This window comes from Cohnella terricola, from assembly GCF_007786475.1.
GTDB lineage: Bacteria > Bacillota > Bacilli > Paenibacillales > Paenibacillaceae > Cohnella > Cohnella terricola.
The window spans coordinates 54,211-72,535 of sequence record NZ_VNJJ01000015.1 but is presented as its reverse complement, the minus strand read 5'-3'; the positions used below and the strand labels follow the sequence as shown (position 1 = coordinate 72,535).

Genomic DNA, 18,325 nt, shown 5'->3' with positions numbered 1-18,325 from the left:
TCAAAACTCCTGCATATAGTTTAATGTTTAACTAACCACATTTTATCCGCGGTCGCCCGCCTCTGTCAACCAATAAAACCAATCGTATAAAAGCCCAAAAAGGCTGCAACAACCTGCCTCACGGCAAGCAGTCACAGCCCCCAGCCCGCTCCTATTGTGATCTATCCGTTCATCGGGAGATTGTTCGAGACCACTTTCTTTTGTTTTCTGCGGGACCATATCACTACCGGAATGAGTAGGAGCGCGAGTCCGCCGCCGGATAGCGAAAGTGTCGCGTAACTCGTATGAGCCGTAACCATCCCGGATAACGCCCCTCCCGACGCTCCTGCCAGCGCGATTAGCACATCGATTGTTCCTTGCGTTTTCGCTCGAGTTCCTGGTTCTGTTGCATCTACGATAATCGCGGTCCCACTGATCAAACCCAAGTTCCAGCCGAGTCCTAATAAAGCCAGAGCAATAATAAGTACAAAAATGGAATCGGTAGGCGCCAGAGCTGCCACAATGCCAGCGGCGAGCAGAACCCCACCCGAAGCGATGGACATCGCTGCGCGGCCGATCTTGTCGACGAGCACGCCCGTAATGAGGGAAGGGAGATACATGGCGCCAATATGGATGCCGATGACTAACCCCACATCGCCTAAACTATGTCCATGATGCTTCATGTGCAAAGGCGTCATAGTCATAATTGCGACCATCACGATTTGAGTTAAGATCATGACGGTTGCCCCGACAATCAAGCCTCTGTTGTTATTTTGACGCATATTCGCGTGCGCTGCCGTTGATCGGCTGGAATCCGATTGTGCTTTAAATATGGCCTTCGCTACGACGAAGGGGTCCGGACGAAGGAAAATCGTAAATACGGCCCCTGCAACGAGGAAAGCTCCCGCAGCTAAAATAAATGGACCTGCAAGGGCCGGGACTCCGATCGACTTAGCAAAGTTGCCCATGACGCCAACCATGTTCGGCCCCGCAACCGCCCCAAAGGTCGTCGAAACCATCGCAATGCTAATAGCTTTAGCTCGTTGGTTAGGCTTAGCTAAGTCCGTGCCCGCATAGCGTGCTTGTAAATTTGTCGAGGTTCCTGCTCCGTAAATAAAAAGAGAAGCGAACAGAAGAATAACGCTATCGTTTATTGCGGCGAAGATTACGCCTATTGCCCCGATTCCCCCTGCAAAGAATCCAGCGGCAAGACCCATCCGGCGCCCATGTCTTTGAGAGAAACGGCCCACAAGAAAGGCCGTCAAAGCTGAGCCAAGAGTGAACAAGGCTGCCGGCAAACCTGCATAACTCTCCGTTCCTAACATGTCCTGGGCAAGCAGCGCGCCTACGGTGACACCGGCAGCAAGGCCTGCACCTCCGAATATTTGCGATATAACGACGATCAGTAAGGTGCGCTTAAATAATTGTTGCTGCTTGCTGGGAGAATCAACGTAATCCTGTATATGGTGGGGTTCATGCGTCATCGCCTAGAACCGCCTTTCTCTTATGGATACTTTAATCAATCAGGCCTTTGTTGCATACCTGTTCCACTCGTGAACGCCTTCTTCCAATCGCGAGGCCTTTAACCCTTTTCTCTTCAATATTTCAATGGCCTGCGCCGACATGAGGCAATAAGGGCCGCGGCAATACGCCACGATTTCCTTATCGGCCGGCAAAGACGCGAGATGTTTCTCAAGTTCATCTATAGGTATAGATATGGCGCCTGGAATATGACCCATAGCAAACTCGTCCTCCGGCCGCACGTCTAACAACACCACTCCCCCTTTTTCCATCCGTTCCATAAGCTCTTCAAGAGCAATCGGTTCCATGATGGCGTGTTCATGTAAAACATCCGTTTTTAACCGTCGTATTTCCGCCAGTTGCTTCTCGCTGAGCCGGTGCAAAGAGACCATGAAATCGGCTACGGATAGTTCCGCAATTTCGTAAATGACGAAATTGCCCTTTTTGTTGAATCGAACCAACCTCGATTCATACAGAGTTTGCAGGTGCTGCGATACATTGGCAACGCTCATTCCGGTAATTTTCGCAAGCTGCTCCACGGATTTGGGACCTTGCGCAAGTAAATCAATAAGCTCCAACCGTTTGGGACTGGATAGGCATTTACCGATACGGGCAAACTCTTGGTAGAGTTGATCCTTCCATTCTCGTTCAAAGTTCATGGATTATAACACCTCAATCATTCAATAGTTCTCTTGAATAGACTTAATGATAAAGTAATGTCTGATTAGCGTCAAGGCTATTCGATGCCCACAAAATCCACGGACTTTCCTTCCGTAGAATGCCAAACCACAATTTGCCCCGCTGACGTCCATGTGACTAATGCTCCGGAACCAAGCAAGGTTACCTTCTTCTCTTCCCGATCAATTAGATAACTCCCTGAACCGACCACGAATACGGCATAATAACGCGCAAGTTCGTCGTGCGGTTTAGGAAGTAAGCGCGTGATTTCCGTCTCGTCCAGCCCATCGATCTCAGACTGTAGAAGAGAGACGGCGTCTTCCGGCAACGCAGGATTTTCTCCCTTCGACAGAAACCCTGCCTTATAATCGAATAGTGCTTTTCCCCGTAAGAAGGATTCGCCTGAACTACCGATCAGAGGAACGGCAATCGTCTCATTATCCGTCCACATCACGGGATAGATGAGATGCCAACCTTCGCTATGTCCGATATAGGCTGCCTTCTTAAACTCCGAGATCTTCTTGCCCTGGGCATCTATAACTAAAAGATCGGCGTATGGTCCAAGATTCGACTCCGAATCGACCAATATGCCGATGTGCTTACCATCAGGCGAAGAAGCCATGCCGTAGACGGGACGGTCGGCTTCATAGATCGGCAACTGCTTGCCATCTGCGGAATGGATGCGATATATCGTCTTCAGTCCCCTCGCGACGAAGAAACCAGCCGTATCGGCCGGATATGAATAAAGCACGTTGACTCCATAGTCGCTGCCGTACTTAGCTTCTACATTATCCGCCCATTCCCGAAAGGTACCGTCCGCTATCTCCCCTTTTTCGGGATGAAATAGATAGGCTGTATTGTCGCGATTATAGATGATGATTTCTTGGGCGTACTCCTCATATCGTAAAGGCTCAATGAACACGGCCGAATCGAAGCCATGTTCGTGAACGGTTCTTCCGGACGTATCGACCCATCGAAGCCCGCTCCAAGCGGGGCCTTGATGGATGGCGATGACTTTGCCGTCATGAGGCGCGTGAATATGGAATCGTTCTCCATCTTCGGCCGCAACACCTTCCAACATTAACTCTGCCGTTGCCCCTTGAGGCAGCTCGAGAAAACGGATGACAACCCTGCGCGAATCCGTCCAATTCAGCGTGTAGTTTGTGGTTCCGCCCGTGGTTTTCGATCTGATATTAAGAGTGGATTGGATGGCCCCTTCTAAAGATTGCTGATCAATATCGCGATTGGCCACCAGTATGACGCTATCGCTGGTTTCATTAAGTGTAACGAACAGCTCAGGCTCATCTTCGTTAACAGCAGGATCCAGCAGCAGCTGCATCCAAGCCGTTTTCAACGACCAAGCCCTTGCGCTCTGTTCATTCGGCAACGTTGCATAGAGTTTGACGCTGACACCCAGGGTATCCGTTCCCCTCAGATCGTTGATGGAAAATGTACGAGACTCCCCGTTGCCGGTTATCATGATCTCATACAGATCGCCGGATTCTTCCGGATCCCCGATATAGGAGAGCCTTGCAACCTTCATTCCCTGCAGCAACTGGTCGATGACGTCAAGCTCCCGATGCTCCGCAACGATGTTACCGTCACGGTCCAGTACGGCAATCGACTGTACGTCTTTAATCAACGGAATACCCACTGGCGCATTCTCGTCCATCTTCCCTCTGCTGCACCCTTGTAATATTGTCACAGCGGCCAATAGCAATAGAATCCCATACCGTATCCTTTTCATCGGACTCCTCCTATGCGAGCTGTAAAGCCCCACCCATTACCATAATTATCCTACGCCTATTGACGGAAATCCTCGCTCGAAAGTTTCGAAAAGCGCAGGTTTGGAAAAAGCTACTTCATCCTGATAGGTCTAAGTTTGATATAATCAAGCTTTCTCACATTTGATCGCAGACATCAGGAGGAATTCCGTTTTGGTTTTCAGTTCAGTCATCTTTTTGTTTTTCTTCTTGCCGCTTGTTCTTTCCCTTTATTTTGCCGTTTCGTTCAAATATAAAAATACGATTCTATTGATTTTCAGTTTGGTCTTCTACGCCTGGGGCGAGCCGAGATACGTCGCACTCATGATCGTATCTATCATCCTTAACTACGGTTATGGGATATGGATCGATAACGCGGGGAATCGCGGGAATAAGAGAGTCTCGATCTTAACGATGGCGATCGTGGTAAACATCGGGCTTCTGGGCTTCTTCAAATATGCCAACTTCTTTGTCGATATGATCAATTCCGCATTGCAAACGAATATTCATCTTAAGCCGGTGCCGGTGCCGCTGCCTTTAGGCATTTCTTTCTATACGTTTCACGTCCTCAGTTATTTAATCGACGTCTATCGCAAGAAGGAAAAAGCGCAACGTAACCTCTTCAATCTGGCGCTTTACATTACGTTTTTCCCGCAGCTCGTAGCAGGTCCCATCATTCGATACAATGCGGTCGCCGCGCAGCTCAGCCAACGCGTATTTACTTCCGTTCAATTCGCCGACGGAATCAGACGATTTATTCTCGGATTGTCCAAAAAAGTCCTTTTGGCCAACCCGCTCGGCTCCGTCGCGGACACCGTATTCGCCACTTCCGCCATGGACCTTTCCACAGGGAGCGCTTGGGTGGGCATTATCGCTTATACGTTGCAAATCTATTACGATTTCTCGGGTTATAGCGACATGGCGATCGGGCTGGGTAAAATGTTCGGCTTCGAGTTCGCGGAGAATTTCAACTACCCGTACATCTCCAAGAGCATTTCCGAGTTCTGGCGGCGTTGGCACATTTCTCTTGGCAGTTGGTTCAGGGACTACGTCTATATCCCGCTCGGCGGAAGCCGAGTCGCCCCGTGGAAAATGTATCGCAACTTATTCATCGTGTGGGCGCTGACCGGGTTCTGGCACGGGGCGAGTTGGACTTTTATTGCCTGGGGAATGTACTACGGCATCTTGATCGCCGCGGAGAAAGCCGGTCTCGAAAGGATACTGTCCAAGATCTTTCCGTTAAATCATGCAGCGGTCATCCTGCTTGTCATGATCGGGTGGGTGTTCTTCCGAGCCGACGACTTCGGATACGCAACGGATTTCATTCGTTCCATGTTCTACTCCCACGGCAACGCCATTTTCGACTCCCAAGCATTGTCGTTGTTATCTATGAATTGGCTCCAGTTGGCCGTTGCCATTCTGGTCGCCGCGCCAATCTATCCTAGCCTTCGAAAGCTTCGGTTCGGCAAGTCGATCACGCAAGTCCAAACGGTTGGCGCGCTGCTGCTTCACTTCTTCCTCTTCGCGGAAGTGATCTTATATCTTATTAATTCAACCTATAACCCTTTTTTGTATTTCAGATTCTAATCGATCCTAAGGAGTACCGAAGTGAATAAACCCGTCTCCATCATTTATATGGTGCTATTCCTAGCTATTATTTTCGGTTTCGCGCTTGCCAGCATCGTCTCTCCGGATAAAGACGTCTCCCCCATTGAAAATCGAACTTTAAGCAAGTTGCCCACTTTCAGCATAGACGCCGTTACGACACGGAGTTTCTTCGAGGACATGAATCAGTATTTCAATGATCAAATCGCGTTTCGCAACGAAATGGTGAGCCTCTATCAACATCAACAAAATTCTGGGATGTTCAACTCCATGCTGCTGGAAAACTTGTTCGACATAAAAACCCCGCAGAAGCCCGATGACGGAACGGTCGTGAAGGATTCGCGTATCGTCTCCAATCTAGTGGTCATCAACAAAAAGTGGATATTTCCGGTTACGGACAAAGTCGTTCATACGGATAAAATCGACGAATCGACCGCCAAATTAAACGACGCGATTCGGTTCGCCGAAAATCAACAGACCGAAACGTATTTCGTCTTTAATCCGTCGAGAACCAAAGCGTTGATGCATCTTTATCCGGACTATATGCAAACCGACGCTTATGCTAGATCGAAGGACTATTTCTTATCCAAGCTCGATCAGAACGTAAACGTCGTGGATATCGGCAAGAGGTTCGATTCCTTCACGAACGCGAAGCTGGAAGAACTTTATTTGGAAACCGACCACCATTGGAATATCAAGGGCGCTTTTACCGCTTATCAAGATATGATCACGGAGATCTCCGACAAATCGCCCAAGTTCGACGGCAAGCCGATGTCTCTGGACGATATTCGCGTCTCCGCATTAACGATCGGCAGCTTCGAGGGCAGTTATAACTCGCAAATCAATTTTGTCGTCAATCCTAAAACAGCCGATCGAACGGTGATCTACGAACCGAAAGCACCTTTCGCGTTTAGTCCTTTTGAAGTGATTAATAAAGACGGGACGCAAACGGTCAAGAACTTTAACGATTTTTACGGTTTCAAACGGGGTCAAAGCACTTATTCTTACGGCACCATCTATGGCGGGGATAGACGAAAGATTGCTTATGAAAACCCGAAAGCAAACAATCGACTAAACGTTCTACTGCTTAAAGATTCTTTTATGAATCCCATTACGCCGTATATCGCCCAACATTTTAACAAACTCACGGTTTACGACAATCGCTATTATTCGGAGTTCAGCTTGAAAGAGATTCTTACCAGCGAACACTACGATATCTTAATCCTTGCTTTCCACGACGATAATCTGTTTAGCGGCTCCTATGATTTTGAAAAATAATGTCGACTTTTCTTTAACTTAATTTAAACACCATATCCTGCCAAAATCATGTATAATACTGTCGAATAACAGAGACTTTTGACTCTATTAGGTGCGGAGAGGTGTACGATTTGAAAAAGACGTTGTCATTATTCTTGCTTGTCAGTATGCTCCTTACCGCTTGTTTCGGCGGTAAGGAAGAAGTGCAACCTTCTAAGTCCCCTACGGAAACCATCATTAACACGAGCGGGGTAACGGTTCTTGATCTCAAGAAGAAGTACGGTTCCGATAAGGACAAGGCTTTAATGCCTATGTACAATGTTCCTCGGGACAAAGTATTCGAGTTTAAGTTTAACAGCGACGTAACGGGCGAGAACGATGTGATCACCGTCCACACGGATATTAAAGCAGAGGATAAGAGTCGTATCTTAACCTTTGTCTCCCCTAAAGACTATCAAGAGAATAAGAATACGCTTGAGGTAAAGCCGAGTAGCGCGGTGTTATCTACTTCCGATCACCTGAACGGGTACGATGGTTGGGGAAATGCCCCGATCTACTATGTCCGTATCAACTACGATATGGATGCGACAACGCCTACTAAGCTAGAGAAGCCTATTATTGTTCCGTTCACTGTCAAATCCGAAGTAGAAGTTCCGACCCTCAAGTATAACGTCGGCAATGACGGTCGTTTCAAATTAACTTGGGATAAGGTAGAAGGCGCAACGGAATACAAAGTTTATCAGCGCAGCAAAATCGTATTGTTGGAAACCAAGAACTTGGCGGTAACGGGAGCCGAGGAAGGGTACATAGGGCCTGGTCCATTGCTGCAAGCTACGATTACGGAGACCGAGTTTGACGACTTCTTGAAAAACGGCAACGGCGGCTTAGTTAAAGGCAACGATGGCAGGGTCGTATCTCAAAACCAAGGCGTTAACGGCGAGTATTATGTTACGGCGGTCAAAGATGGCAAAGAGTCTATTTTCAGCAATGCCGCAAGCACGATAACGTTATCTTCGCAATTACCGAAAGAGCTTGATGGAATCAACAATATATTATATTCCACATTCGATCGTGCTTCTTCTTTGCCGACGAAAATCGATGTCACCTTGATCGATGGCTCCCATTCTTCGAGAGATGTCATTTACGACACTAACGTAAGCATTCAAGAACATGGAAGCACTGAAATTCCCGCTGCGATCAAAGGTACGGCTATGAAGGGTGCCGTATATGTCGAGAACTTGACGGAAGCTGATCTGAAGGCACTTGCCGAAGCTACGCCTAAAGACAGTTCTACCGGCTTTTTCGCGCCTGAGAACACGACCGACTACGTACCCGACCCTGATCTCCCTACGGTTATTGAAGCTCCATCTTCTAGCTTGGAGCAGGATAAAGGCATAGAAGAAGCCCAAAAGGAAAATACGAAGCAAAAAGTCGACGAGGGCAATCAACAATCGGTACCTGTTCCCGAAGTTATCGAGGATGTTAAGGTCAATGCAGATACGGCGCTCGAAGAGTATTTAGCGATCAACATGATTGATGTTCAAGAAAGCATCTCGCTGAAGGCTTTTCCCGAAGCCCAGAACTTCGAGACTATCTCCGACGTCATGCAAGAAGTGATGTACCAGAATCCGCTTGTCATGGGGCTACAGGGTTGGGGATACGATTATAAGTCCTTGACGCTAAAGCTAGAGTATGAAGAATCGGCGGACGCGATCAAGCAAAAGCAGCAGGAAGTTCTGGCCGAGGCGAACAAAATCGTGGCTGATACAATTAAACCGGACATGTCCGCAGAGCAAAAGTATAAAGCCATTTACGATTATCTAAATGACCATACGAAGTATGACAATGCCGCGCTTGAGAACGCAGAGGCCAACAATTTCCGGAAGATCGACCCTGCATTCAACGACTCATTCACGACTTACGGCATTATGGTTAAGAAGGTCGGCGTATGCGCTTCTTATGCTTCCGTGTATAAGATGTTAAGCGATTTGGCAGGAGTGGAGACGATCGTCGTAACCGGCGATATGAACGGCGTTCCTCATGCTTGGAATAAGGTCAAGCTAGACAATGGCTGGGTGCATGTTGACTCTACGAACAATGCAACGAACAGCGGTATCCCTTATCTTCTCTTCTACTCCAGCGATGAGATCGCAGAGTCTTTGAACTTCACGATGTCTAAGGAATTCTGGAAGGACGAAGAGCTTTCGAAATTCATCTCTAAGGACGGTTCCAAGGATTATTATGTCGCGAACGGTCTGGAGGCTAAATCGTCTTCCGAATTCGGTTCCACGTTGTCCAAGCAAGTTCAGACAGGCAGCACTCATATTGTGATTCGATTGGGCGCAAAGATCGATCGAAGCGATCTGGTCGAAGAGGCAAGAAAAGTCATCAGCGGTCTGCCCAAAGACAAGCAGGAGAAGGCCAGCATGGGCAGCTTAAGTAATTACGTGGTTGTCGGATTGTAATACCTTCTGGATTTAAGGCTGCGATGGGTCGGGAGCATGTGACCTATCGCAGCCTTCTTTGTATTATAAACCGATCTTTTGAAAACCGGTTCCGTCCGTTTTGATCTTAAATGGCTCTCGATTGTACATGAAGTAGATCCAACTGCCCTCTATGCGAAGTATACCAGCGGCTTTAACCTTCGTGCCGCTTAGACGAGTGAGCTTCATGGCATCCTTCTTCATCTTGTACAATCCGTCATCGCTGGTATCCACGAAATAAATCCATTCGCCCGACACGGTTAAGCTCAGGATGAAAGAAGCCAAATAAGAAACATTGTAGTTCTATCTACCTAGGTTAACTAGAATTTCCCTATCCATAATTGCTATATTTTGAATGATTGTCGCGTTTGTTTTTCACCGTGACCAGCCGCCGGAACTCCGGTGGCTTTTTCCGTCGTTATTTTTTTACAACCGCTACCCAAAGTTCATTCCTGTTTTCTTCCGGAGGCAAATAGCACTCAATGGCAGGCAGATAGGCAAGCTCATAACCAGAAACCGGGACCCACTCGGTATACAGCCGCTTCCATATCCCCCCAATTCCTTCCGGCCCTCCTTCCGCCTCGAACACTACCCATGTCGCTTCCGGAAAGTCTCTTTTAACCATCCGTTCAGGCGGCGCTTGTTCCGATACGATAGACATGATGTAATGAAACTCCTCGTTCTTTCCGAAGTCGCCGTCGGCGCACACGCCGAGTAACCCCCGCATCGAATGATCGAATGCCCCGATTTCCCACAACCGTTCGAAGAGTCCTCCTTCCCGAGCATTGTTCCATATGCGGGGAATAATCGTAGAAGTTTCGCTTGTATTCACTCTTTCTTGCATCCCTACAATGGAAAACCCTTTCAACTCCTCGATCCTATAATTCATTTCAGCCGCTCCTTTAATCGAGATTTGAAAAGAGATCCGTGGATAGGCTTTGAGTTTTGTTCCGTTTCGGCGCGCCGCCGTCGGAGTAGTACAGTGCAAGTTCTGGAACGCGCGGGTGAACGATTCCGGCGACTCATACCCGTACTTAAGCGCCAGATCAATCACTTTAATAGAGCTGTTCTGAAGTTCAAAAGCCGCTAACGTTAGTCGCCGCCTTCTCACATATTCCGATAGTGGAACATCCGTTATAAACGAAAACATGCGTTGAAAATGGTACACCGAGCAACATGCGACTTTGGCCGCCCCTTCATAATCTACATCCCCGTTGATATGATCCTCGATGTAACCGATAGCTTTATTCATTCTTTCAACCCAATCCATCCACGGTCATCCTCCCCAAACTGACTATATCTCGATATGGAGCTCGTATCCGTGCATTCCGTGCACGATAATGCAAGACTGCCCAAACGTTCATTTCCTTTACTGAATCGTAACTCGTGATTAATAAAAAACGGATGGATATATTTTTTATATCATGATAGCATCCAAAACGTATCAACTATCACCAAATAGGAGAGGAGAAATAAACAATGATTACAGTCGAGACTCTGCCACATTACCGCATTGCCTACGTTCGACAAGTCGGTCCGTATGGTCCCGCCAATACTCTAGCCATGGAGAAGTTAAAAAGGTGGGCTGCGGAGAAAGGTTTGCTTGAAGAATCGGCCATATTACTCGGAATACCACAAGATAACCCCGAAACAACACCTCCTGCAGACTGTAGGTATGATGCAGGTATTGTTCTTTCAGAGGATTATCAAATTGACGATTCTATCTGCGAAAGTGAACTTTCTGGCGGAGAATATATGATTTGCAAGGTTAAACACACAGCGGAAGATATTCAAAAAGCATGGGCTGAATTGTATCCGGCTTTACAGAACGGCAAGTATCAAATGGACAACAAACCCATTCTAGAAAGATACACTGGTAAGATGCTTATGGATGACTTTTGTGAAATTTGCGTGCCTATAAAACCGTTATAGTTTTATACCTTTTGTCGTTTGCAAGCTGTTGAATAGAAAACTCGAAGTGGGCTGCAACAGGAGCAACCGACGTCCTGTTACAGCCTCAACCGGTTTATTTCATGTAACATATATTCAGCAAAACTCGATAGGATTTGATTGTCGAACTCGCTTTTACCTGCATTCCCTGTATACTCTTCTAAGCATTGCATGACCAAGTCTCGATATGGATTGGGAAGTGAATGGGCTCCCCATTCTCCCCCTTCTTTTTTGGACGAGATATCCCCCTCTTTCAAGAAGAACAGAACTCTACACAAGTTTAAGGTCAGATACATGGTATGTTTGAAAATGTCTTGAGAAGCACCTTCTATATCATGAAGAATAGACGCCAGAAAATATTGTCTTTCAATAGGTTGATATAGCTCATTAAGCGGTCTGCCATATAAGGGAATTCCTCTATGGTAAGCAACAACCAGTTGTGACGCCAGGTCGCTATCCTCGTATCCTCCCCAAAGGTAGTTTTCATCCGATCGATACCTTTCCTTATGGAAATCGGAATAATGAAACTCGCATGGAGTGGGATAAACGAAAGGCATCAGGTACATTTCCAAGATTACGCTGAACTCCAACCCTTTTTCGTTGGGCATTTTATCGTTCATCATTAAGGTCATCTTCGCAATTCTTTTTTTATTTTCCGAGGTCAAGCTTTCTTTTACCACAACGATGAAGTCAATATCACTTCTGTGGGGATTAAAACACCCCATAGCCAATGAACCGTGTAAGTAAATACCCGACAAATTGTCCCTGAGTTCTTCCTTAAACATGGAGACGATATTATCCAAGTACAACTGAGTGTTCAAGCAGCCCCCGCCCTTCATTTTATCTTTACAAAAATACAGAGCAACGGTGTTCATCACACCGTGCTCTGTATTCATGTCCTCGTTATTTAGGAATCTTCACCCACTGCTTGATTTGCGTATCCCGAAGTATTCCGCTTGGCTTCTTGCTCGGCAAGGATTTCGTTGTCTTCTGCGTTATCCCGCGTTACTTTTTGGACGCCAATGGCACTATAAGATATCAAAAAAATAACAGCTATGTAGTATCCCTTTACATTTAATTCAAACGGAGCATTGTAAATCCCAATAAAGAACATCGCATACCCGATTACCAAACCCGCATAAGCCATGCCTGTGAAAGCCGATGTATTCCTCATACGGTGCCTCGGGTTATCCAAACGAAATTCTTTATCTTCTGAATTATCTCTAACGACCTTCTGCACAACAATACAGGTAATTGTGATCAGTACCATGCACAGCAGGTAATACCCTTTCACATTCAGTTCCCAATCGGCGTTGTACACGCCCAAGCAGAAGAGCAAGAGGCCCACACCCAGCGCAAAATAAGACGCAGCCGTAAAAGCAGCCGTATTCCGTCTACGATATCTTTGATTCATCCGACTCTTCCTCTCGCAATTTAGAATGGAGCAGCTAAATCTCTCTCCAATATACAGCGAAATATCTATAGATTTCCACCCTGTTATTGAATTCTTTAGCAGAATATTATAGTGCATGGTGTGATTCTACATAATGTTTCGTTGAATAATTAGGAACTTAGCATTACGATTCGTATACTTCTTCCTCTATCTCGACCTTAATAATACTGTTACAATACGTTCGTCCTCCCGGATATTCTTTAATTTCAAACTCAACCAAATCACCAACTTCTACTCCTTCTGGAAGAATTTTTTTATTAAAGTATAGACTCTTATAATGTGCGTTTTCTATAAAACCAAAATGATCTTTGGTAAACACAATTATTCCTTTGTTCTTTTCTAGAATTTTTCTTGCTTCAGCTTTATAATCCGTAATGAATGGAACTAGCGAATTAAATAACTCTTGTGGAATTTGAGCCTTATGTGCCAATAACACTTCCTGTATTCTCTTAATATTTAAATGGTTTATAGATTTAATATTACTAAAATGCCGCTTGAGAACTTCAACTAAAAATTCCATACTCGTTTGATCAAAATATAAATAGGATATTTCTTTCAATATAGAAATTAGTGTCAGGTAGGATCTCCTATCAATCTGTGGTAATTTTTCTATCTCTTCCACACCACGGAATAATAGTTCTCTTTTTTTATCAATATCTCTATTTTCAAATTTCTCTGACTTTCTTCTAAATAACTCTGCAAATCTTGAAGCAAGAATGTTCTGTGTTTTTAGATTATACTTTTCCCTATGTAAACTATAATATGCAAGTATTTCTTCTGCTTCATTATATTTTCCTAGATACATTAAAATACGTGCTTTTTCTAAAAGTATCATTATTTCATCTGGACAGATCTTTTCTGCTTCAAGTATAAGTTCTAGCGCCTTAGTATGTTCCGTCAGCTTTATAACATAAAAGACAGCAAATAAATACAACACGGAAGCTCTTTCAAATTCGGTATCACATTTATCTAACGCTATTTGGTAGTTATTTAATGCCCCGAATAGTTCTGTCTTTTCTGCCATAATAAAAGCCTTTATTTTATATACTTCAAAATAGTCAGGCGAGATATTTGCAGCTTTTTCTACAAAGTGAAAAGCAATTTCCCAATCATTTTTCGAACTTCTTTCCAGTGCATTTGTAAGATAATAAGATGCAAGTTTTCTATTATCATTTTGTAGATTTGCGAACATTGATTTTGGGTTAAAGGGATCATTCTCATTTTCTACTCTAATGGATTGTAATATGTCATTTAATTTTTTCCTTTTACTGAAAGTACTTGTAACCAATTTGTTGTCAGGTGCTTGATAAATAGTTAAGTAATCCCTTGACATGTCATTCACAGTATATATTCCCGCTCTTAACATTATCATATTCGTATAAAGTAATTCATTAATAGCTACTCTTAACTCAACGTCTGAAATATCACTAAAATAATCAATTTCGCCTAAACTTAACTCTTTCTTCTCAATTAAAAATAGTTGCAGGATTGCTTTTGAATTTGGACTTAACTTGTTATACACGTTAGACATACAGAACTCAACAAGTTCTGATTTTTTCGAAATTAATACATTTTCACTTAATCCATTAAATACACCGGAAATAAACCATTTAATTGAAAGAGGGTTAGAATACAAATGATTGTTAACAACTTCTTTAATTTGATCATCTGTTCGTTTATATAACTCTAAGCCGTAATATTTAGAAAGTTCTCTGAAGTATGTAGTTGAATCTTTACTACTCATTCCTTGAAGGACATATCGGTATTCAAGCTCTCCAATACCGTGACGAGATGTAATTAATACCTTAGAATTTTCAGGTATATCTTTAATAAACTGATTAATATCCTCATTATTTATCGTCTCTAGATTGTCCAATACTAACAAAACATTAAATTCTTTCATAAATTTTAATAGGTTTTCTTTTGGAGTTTGGCCCTCTTCTTTGACAGCACTTAATTCACCAGCCAAATATAAATTAGGGATATCTTTAATTGAATTATTTAAAATAACAAATTCACCCTTTGATAGAGTTCTTGTTTTTAAAGATATCCATATAATTGCATCAAACTTGCATCGTGGATCTTCAATTAAATCATATAAAGTTTTTACTGTTATCGCCGTTTTCCCAATTCCTCCATTACCTATAATGGTAATAATTTGGTTTTTATTGTTTAGAAGCAATTCCTTGATTTCGGTAACTTCTTTTTTCCTTCCAATGTAACCTGTATCATCAAATTCAGGCTCAGGAATATTATGATAAATCTGAGGGCTAAATTCGATAACCTTGGGATAACTCTGAACAACTAATCTACTTGGATCTGTATTTATTATTTTTCTTGTTTCTAATGTTTGTACCCACTCAATCCAATGAATTGTTTCATCAATTTGTTCAATTACCTCTGAAAGAATTGCCCTATCACCTAGTTCTAACGGTTTTGTATGCATAACTCTATTTCTCACAGGGATTACTTTTTCGAAGTATTCAACCATTAACTGCGATTTTTCATTATTTGTCTTAAAGTCAAAAGGATTGCCAGAAATAATCGTTACATAATCTCCCAAATCCAGTTGATTTAGCATATCAGCATCATTTTCGATATCAATTTTTGCGTTTCTAAACTTAGCTTTACTAATCATTTCTGGGGAATACTTAATATTCGATCCGCAGGATAATAAATAATTCTTTAAATCAAATTCAATTGAAGTACAGATCGAAAACATAATGATTCTTGTTCCCAGATTAATGTTTATCATTGAATGAAAACTCCCTTTAACCTAATATTATGGTAATATTTTACCACAAGTAAGTCTAGAGACATACAATCCCAATTAAATTGTCCTATATAGTAAAATCCACACTAAAGTTAGTATACGCTGTCGCCGGTTAGTTTGTTCAAGATTACGCTACTACAAGTCTAGTTGAATCATGAGTTGATTAGCACACTCTTTGATTGCTAACTTCAAATATGATGCTAAAGTGCTTAGCCAAAGGAATTCGGGCTTCCAATTGTATTGTTTTTCGGGTATTCACTCAGTTCCGCGCTGAAAGTGCCAATGAAAGCCATTGTTGACTTAATATTGACTACAGCCATAAAAACAGAGCACCGGAGGTCACGCCTCAGATGCTCTGTACTTTAATTGTCTAAGAAAATATGAAATTACCCCAAATGTGCATTACCAAAAAAACCGTGCATAATTACCCATTATAATCGCAGGGTAGAACGTGCAATTTGAAAGATTCCGATACCCTTCATAGTGATAACGCGAAGGGTGAGTATGGAAGATTATGGATAATTCAAGTCGTGACGATAAAAGCTCTACAGGCGAAAGGGCTGGGGCCGGTGGCTATCGCCGAGCGCCTGAATATCTCGAGAAAGACGGTTAGGTTTATACTTCCCGCAACATTACAAAGGTAATCTTCAAAGTAATTTCGCTGGTTAAATCGAACCTACTGCTGCTTACGGCCGAGGCTTCATCATATCCCAAATCTTCATTAAATTGAGTTACTATATTTAATGCAGACTGCTCTTTGACTTATCCGACTCTACCTCATTTAGAGCCACAATAAGTATTTAATGCCAAAGCCATTCAAATTGTAATCCAAAAAATTATAAAGTAAATACTTTTCTTTTATAGCAGCATTTTGATCACTGCTATCAACAAACTCGCTATCAGTAGTTCCTACGAAATAATTTCCTTTGTATAAATTGGTGATTTTTGACGATCCATAGTAATTGTAGCTGTCCGAATAGAAATTTGTATAAGAATCAATGTTGGAGGAATCGCTGGTTGATCCATAACCCCTGTAATATCCACTAACCCTAGTCACTTTCTTTTTGGTATAACCGCTAACGCAAGTACATATGGCTTTTGAGCGGTCCGGCAGCATAGGGGAAATCGATATTGAAACTAGTAACACTGAAAACATATTATTATACTCTTTTTAAACCCTCTACTCATGACACTGCCACGCAAATCGCTCCGGAAAGTGAGCAATACTTGTATCACACGAATGAGGCCCCAAGAATAATTATTCCGTTTACCATAAACCGGTTTCCATCCGGTTCCGCAATATAAGTCCGACACTTCCTTTCTAATACAGACCAGAGTCCAGCGGCCGCTCCAACGTTAGGCGAGCCTTCTACCAAACCACAGTCAGACGATATGTTTATCATATTCTGATAAATTTAATGGGGAAGCAGATTAGGCCGAAGGAGCGAAGCATGTGAAAGCTGTATTACGTATCATGATCTATCTCATCGTTTTTGTTGTCGTCTTAGGGGGGACAGGCGCGATCGGGTTCATCCATACGATGAATGCCGGAATGTCGGTTTACGATAAAACCTCGCCTAAATTGGCGGATGTGCAGGTACCGAAATATGAAGCGAACAAACCGACAGTGGCCGTGCTGCTGGCGAATGAAGTGACGGAGGTGTTCGATTTTCTGGTTCCGTACGAGATGTTTGCGATGACGGAAGCTTACAATGTATACGGCGTGGCCCCCGATCGCGGAATTAAATCGCTAACCGGCGGACTCGATGTCGTCCCGCATTATTCGTTTGAAGAAATGGATGCGATGCTCGGCAGAAACCCAGACATTATTGTCATTCCGTTTATGCCGATTTTAGACGAGAAAAAATACGCGCCAGTCCGTGAATGGATACGGAAGCACTCTGGCGCCAAGACGACGTTAATCTCTATTTGCAACGGAGCCGAAAACCTGGCGGATACCGGCTTGCTGAACGGTAAAACGGCAGCGACGCACTGGGGAGACATCAACCGGCTCATTAAAAAATATCCGGACACCCAGTGGGTGAAAGATCAGCGCTACGTCCCTCAAGGCCATATTGTATCTTCCGCCGGTCTGACATCGGGGATCGACGCTACGTTATACGTCATCTCCCAACAGTTGGGTGAGGCGGCGGCGAAGAAAGTGGCGAAAGAGATGAACTATCCCTCTTACGACTACGTGACAAACCCGCAAATGAAACCGTTCGTTGCCGGGCTGAGCGATATCACGTACGTACTAAACAACGCTTTTCAGTGGAACAAAGTAAAAGCGGGCGTGCTATTATACAACGGCGCCGATGAGCTGGACTTGTCCGCCGCATTCGATACGTACGCCGCTTCCGGCACGACGATAACGTTAACCGTTTCCAGTACAAACGAACCGATTGTAACGAAGCACGGCCTGAACCTAGTCGCGCGATATCAGATCAACAACGTGCCTAAGCTGGCGAAAATGATTGTCGTTGGTGCCGATGCCGATGCTGCAGCCGCCGAAGACATCAACCAATGGAAGAACAGCGGCAATAACGCGAAACTGCTATTCCTGCACCGTGACGCGGCGGACCGGTTTGCAATGGATCCCGCATTCGAGGATTTGGCCCGTCAAGAAGATATCCAGACGGCGAAATTTGCCGCCAAGCGGCTCGAATATCGTGCCACCGACCACCTGAAGTTGGAAGGCAGATCCTTCTCTTTAGAAGCGTTCGGCATACCGATTTTGCTCGGCGTCCTTTCTCTGCTCGTCGCTTTTTTCATCGATCGGCGCTTCATCCGTAGAAAAAAGAGAGCGTCTACCGTTTAACGCGAACACCCGCCTCCTTTTGCATTATCGGGAGGCGGGTGTTCG

The 18,325-nt window shown here is 44.2% G+C and carries 13 protein-coding genes; 5 read left to right on the top strand and 8 right to left on the bottom strand.

Annotation, left to right across the window (positions count from 1 at the left end; translation table 11 throughout):
• Positions 1-161: 161 nt before the first annotated feature.
• The 3 genes from FPZ45_RS20555 to FPZ45_RS20545 form a co-directional block, all read right to left on the bottom strand.
• The gene (locus FPZ45_RS20555; RefSeq protein WP_144706002.1) at positions 162-1,463 is read right to left on the bottom strand and encodes an MFS transporter; all 1,302 of its coding nucleotides are present in this window, start codon (positions 1,461-1,463) and stop codon (positions 162-164) included.
• A 39-nt stretch (positions 1,464-1,502) separates the two neighbouring features.
• Positions 1,503-2,159: an ArsR/SmtB family transcription factor gene (locus FPZ45_RS20550; protein WP_144706001.1), complete on the bottom strand. Its 657-nt coding sequence runs from the start codon at positions 2,157-2,159 to the stop codon at positions 1,503-1,505.
• A 77-nt stretch (positions 2,160-2,236) separates the two neighbouring features.
• Positions 2,237-3,925: a hypothetical protein gene (locus FPZ45_RS20545; RefSeq protein ID WP_144705999.1), complete on the bottom strand. Its 1,689-nt coding sequence runs from the start codon at positions 3,923-3,925 to the stop codon at positions 2,237-2,239.
• Positions 3,926-4,115: 190 nt separating this feature from the next.
• Here FPZ45_RS20545 and FPZ45_RS20540 point away from each other — a divergent pair, with 190 nt between their 5' ends.
• From FPZ45_RS20540 to FPZ45_RS20530, 3 genes are all read left to right on the top strand, one after another.
• Positions 4,116-5,528: an MBOAT family O-acyltransferase gene (locus FPZ45_RS20540; protein ID WP_144705997.1), complete on the top strand. Its 1,413-nt coding sequence runs from the start codon at positions 4,116-4,118 to the stop codon at positions 5,526-5,528.
• Between the two features lie 21 nt (positions 5,529-5,549).
• A complete protein-coding gene (locus FPZ45_RS20535; protein WP_144705996.1) occupies positions 5,550-6,824 on the top strand; it encodes a DHHW family protein in 1,275 nt (424 codons plus the stop codon).
• A gap of 110 nt (positions 6,825-6,934) precedes the next feature.
• Positions 6,935-9,268, top strand: a complete 2,334-nt coding sequence (locus FPZ45_RS20530; RefSeq protein ID WP_144705994.1) for a transglutaminase domain-containing protein — start codon at positions 6,935-6,937, stop codon at positions 9,266-9,268.
• Between the two features lie 63 nt (positions 9,269-9,331).
• Here FPZ45_RS20530 and FPZ45_RS20525 read toward each other — a convergent pair whose 3' ends face one another.
• Positions 9,332-9,571, bottom strand: a complete 240-nt coding sequence (locus FPZ45_RS20525) for a DUF5050 domain-containing protein (RefSeq protein ID WP_144705992.1) — start codon at positions 9,569-9,571, stop codon at positions 9,332-9,334.
• A gap of 133 nt (positions 9,572-9,704) precedes the next feature.
• Positions 9,705-10,556 (bottom strand): AraC family transcriptional regulator, encoded by an 852-nt coding sequence (locus tag FPZ45_RS20520; protein WP_144705990.1) that lies wholly within the window; start codon positions 10,554-10,556, stop codon positions 9,705-9,707.
• Positions 10,557-10,765: 209 nt separating this feature from the next.
• On the opposite strand from FPZ45_RS20520, the gene FPZ45_RS20515 reads away from it, so the two are divergent.
• The gene (locus FPZ45_RS20515; RefSeq protein WP_144705988.1) at positions 10,766-11,218 is read left to right on the top strand and encodes an AraC family transcriptional regulator; all 453 of its coding nucleotides are present in this window, start codon (positions 10,766-10,768) and stop codon (positions 11,216-11,218) included.
• Positions 11,219-11,295: 77 nt separating this feature from the next.
• On the opposite strand, the gene FPZ45_RS20510 is transcribed toward FPZ45_RS20515, so the two are convergent.
• From FPZ45_RS20510 to FPZ45_RS20500, 3 genes are all read right to left on the bottom strand, one after another.
• On the bottom strand, positions 11,296-12,132 hold the full coding sequence (locus tag FPZ45_RS20510; RefSeq protein ID WP_246120527.1) for an aminoglycoside adenylyltransferase domain-containing protein: 837 nt from the start codon (positions 12,130-12,132) through the stop codon (positions 11,296-11,298).
• 11 nt (positions 12,133-12,143) lie between these two features.
• Positions 12,144-12,650 (bottom strand): YiaA/YiaB family inner membrane protein, encoded by a 507-nt coding sequence (locus tag FPZ45_RS20505; RefSeq protein WP_144705986.1) that lies wholly within the window; start codon positions 12,648-12,650, stop codon positions 12,144-12,146.
• Positions 12,651-12,813: 163 nt separating this feature from the next.
• Positions 12,814-15,444: a tetratricopeptide repeat protein gene (locus FPZ45_RS20500; protein WP_144705984.1), complete on the bottom strand. Its 2,631-nt coding sequence runs from the start codon at positions 15,442-15,444 to the stop codon at positions 12,814-12,816.
• Between the two features lie 1,471 nt (positions 15,445-16,915).
• Between FPZ45_RS20500 and FPZ45_RS20495 the strand changes: the two genes are divergently transcribed.
• Positions 16,916-18,280, top strand: coding sequence for a DJ-1/PfpI family protein (locus FPZ45_RS20495; protein ID WP_144705983.1), 1,365 nt, complete (start codon positions 16,916-16,918; stop codon positions 18,278-18,280).
• The last annotated feature ends 45 nt before the right edge of the window (positions 18,281-18,325 follow it).

What these genes read in the sequence shown, in the direction of transcription:
- FPZ45_RS20555 (WP_144706002.1), bottom strand. Translation starts at nt 1,463, where the DNA reads ATGACGCATGAACCCCACCATATACAGGATTACGTTGATTCTCCCAGC.
- FPZ45_RS20550 (WP_144706001.1), bottom strand. Translation starts at nt 2,159, where the DNA reads ATGAACTTTGAACGAGAATGGAAGGATCAACTCTACCAAGAGTTTGCC.
- FPZ45_RS20545 (WP_144705999.1), bottom strand. Translation starts at nt 3,925, where the DNA reads ATGAAAAGGATACGGTATGGGATTCTATTGCTATTGGCCGCTGTGACA.
- FPZ45_RS20520 (WP_144705990.1), bottom strand. Translation starts at nt 10,556, where the DNA reads ATGGATTGGGTTGAAAGAATGAATAAAGCTATCGGTTACATCGAGGAT.
- FPZ45_RS20515 (WP_144705988.1), top strand. Translation starts at nt 10,766, where the DNA reads ATGATTACAGTCGAGACTCTGCCACATTACCGCATTGCCTACGTTCGA.
- FPZ45_RS20510 (WP_246120527.1), bottom strand. Translation starts at nt 12,132, where the DNA reads ATGAATACAGAGCACGGTGTGATGAACACCGTTGCTCTGTATTTTTGT.
- FPZ45_RS20505 (WP_144705986.1), bottom strand. Translation starts at nt 12,650, where the DNA reads ATGAATCAAAGATATCGTAGACGGAATACGGCTGCTTTTACGGCTGCG.
- FPZ45_RS20500 (WP_144705984.1), bottom strand. Translation starts at nt 15,444, where the DNA reads ATGATAAACATTAATCTGGGAACAAGAATCATTATGTTTTCGATCTGT.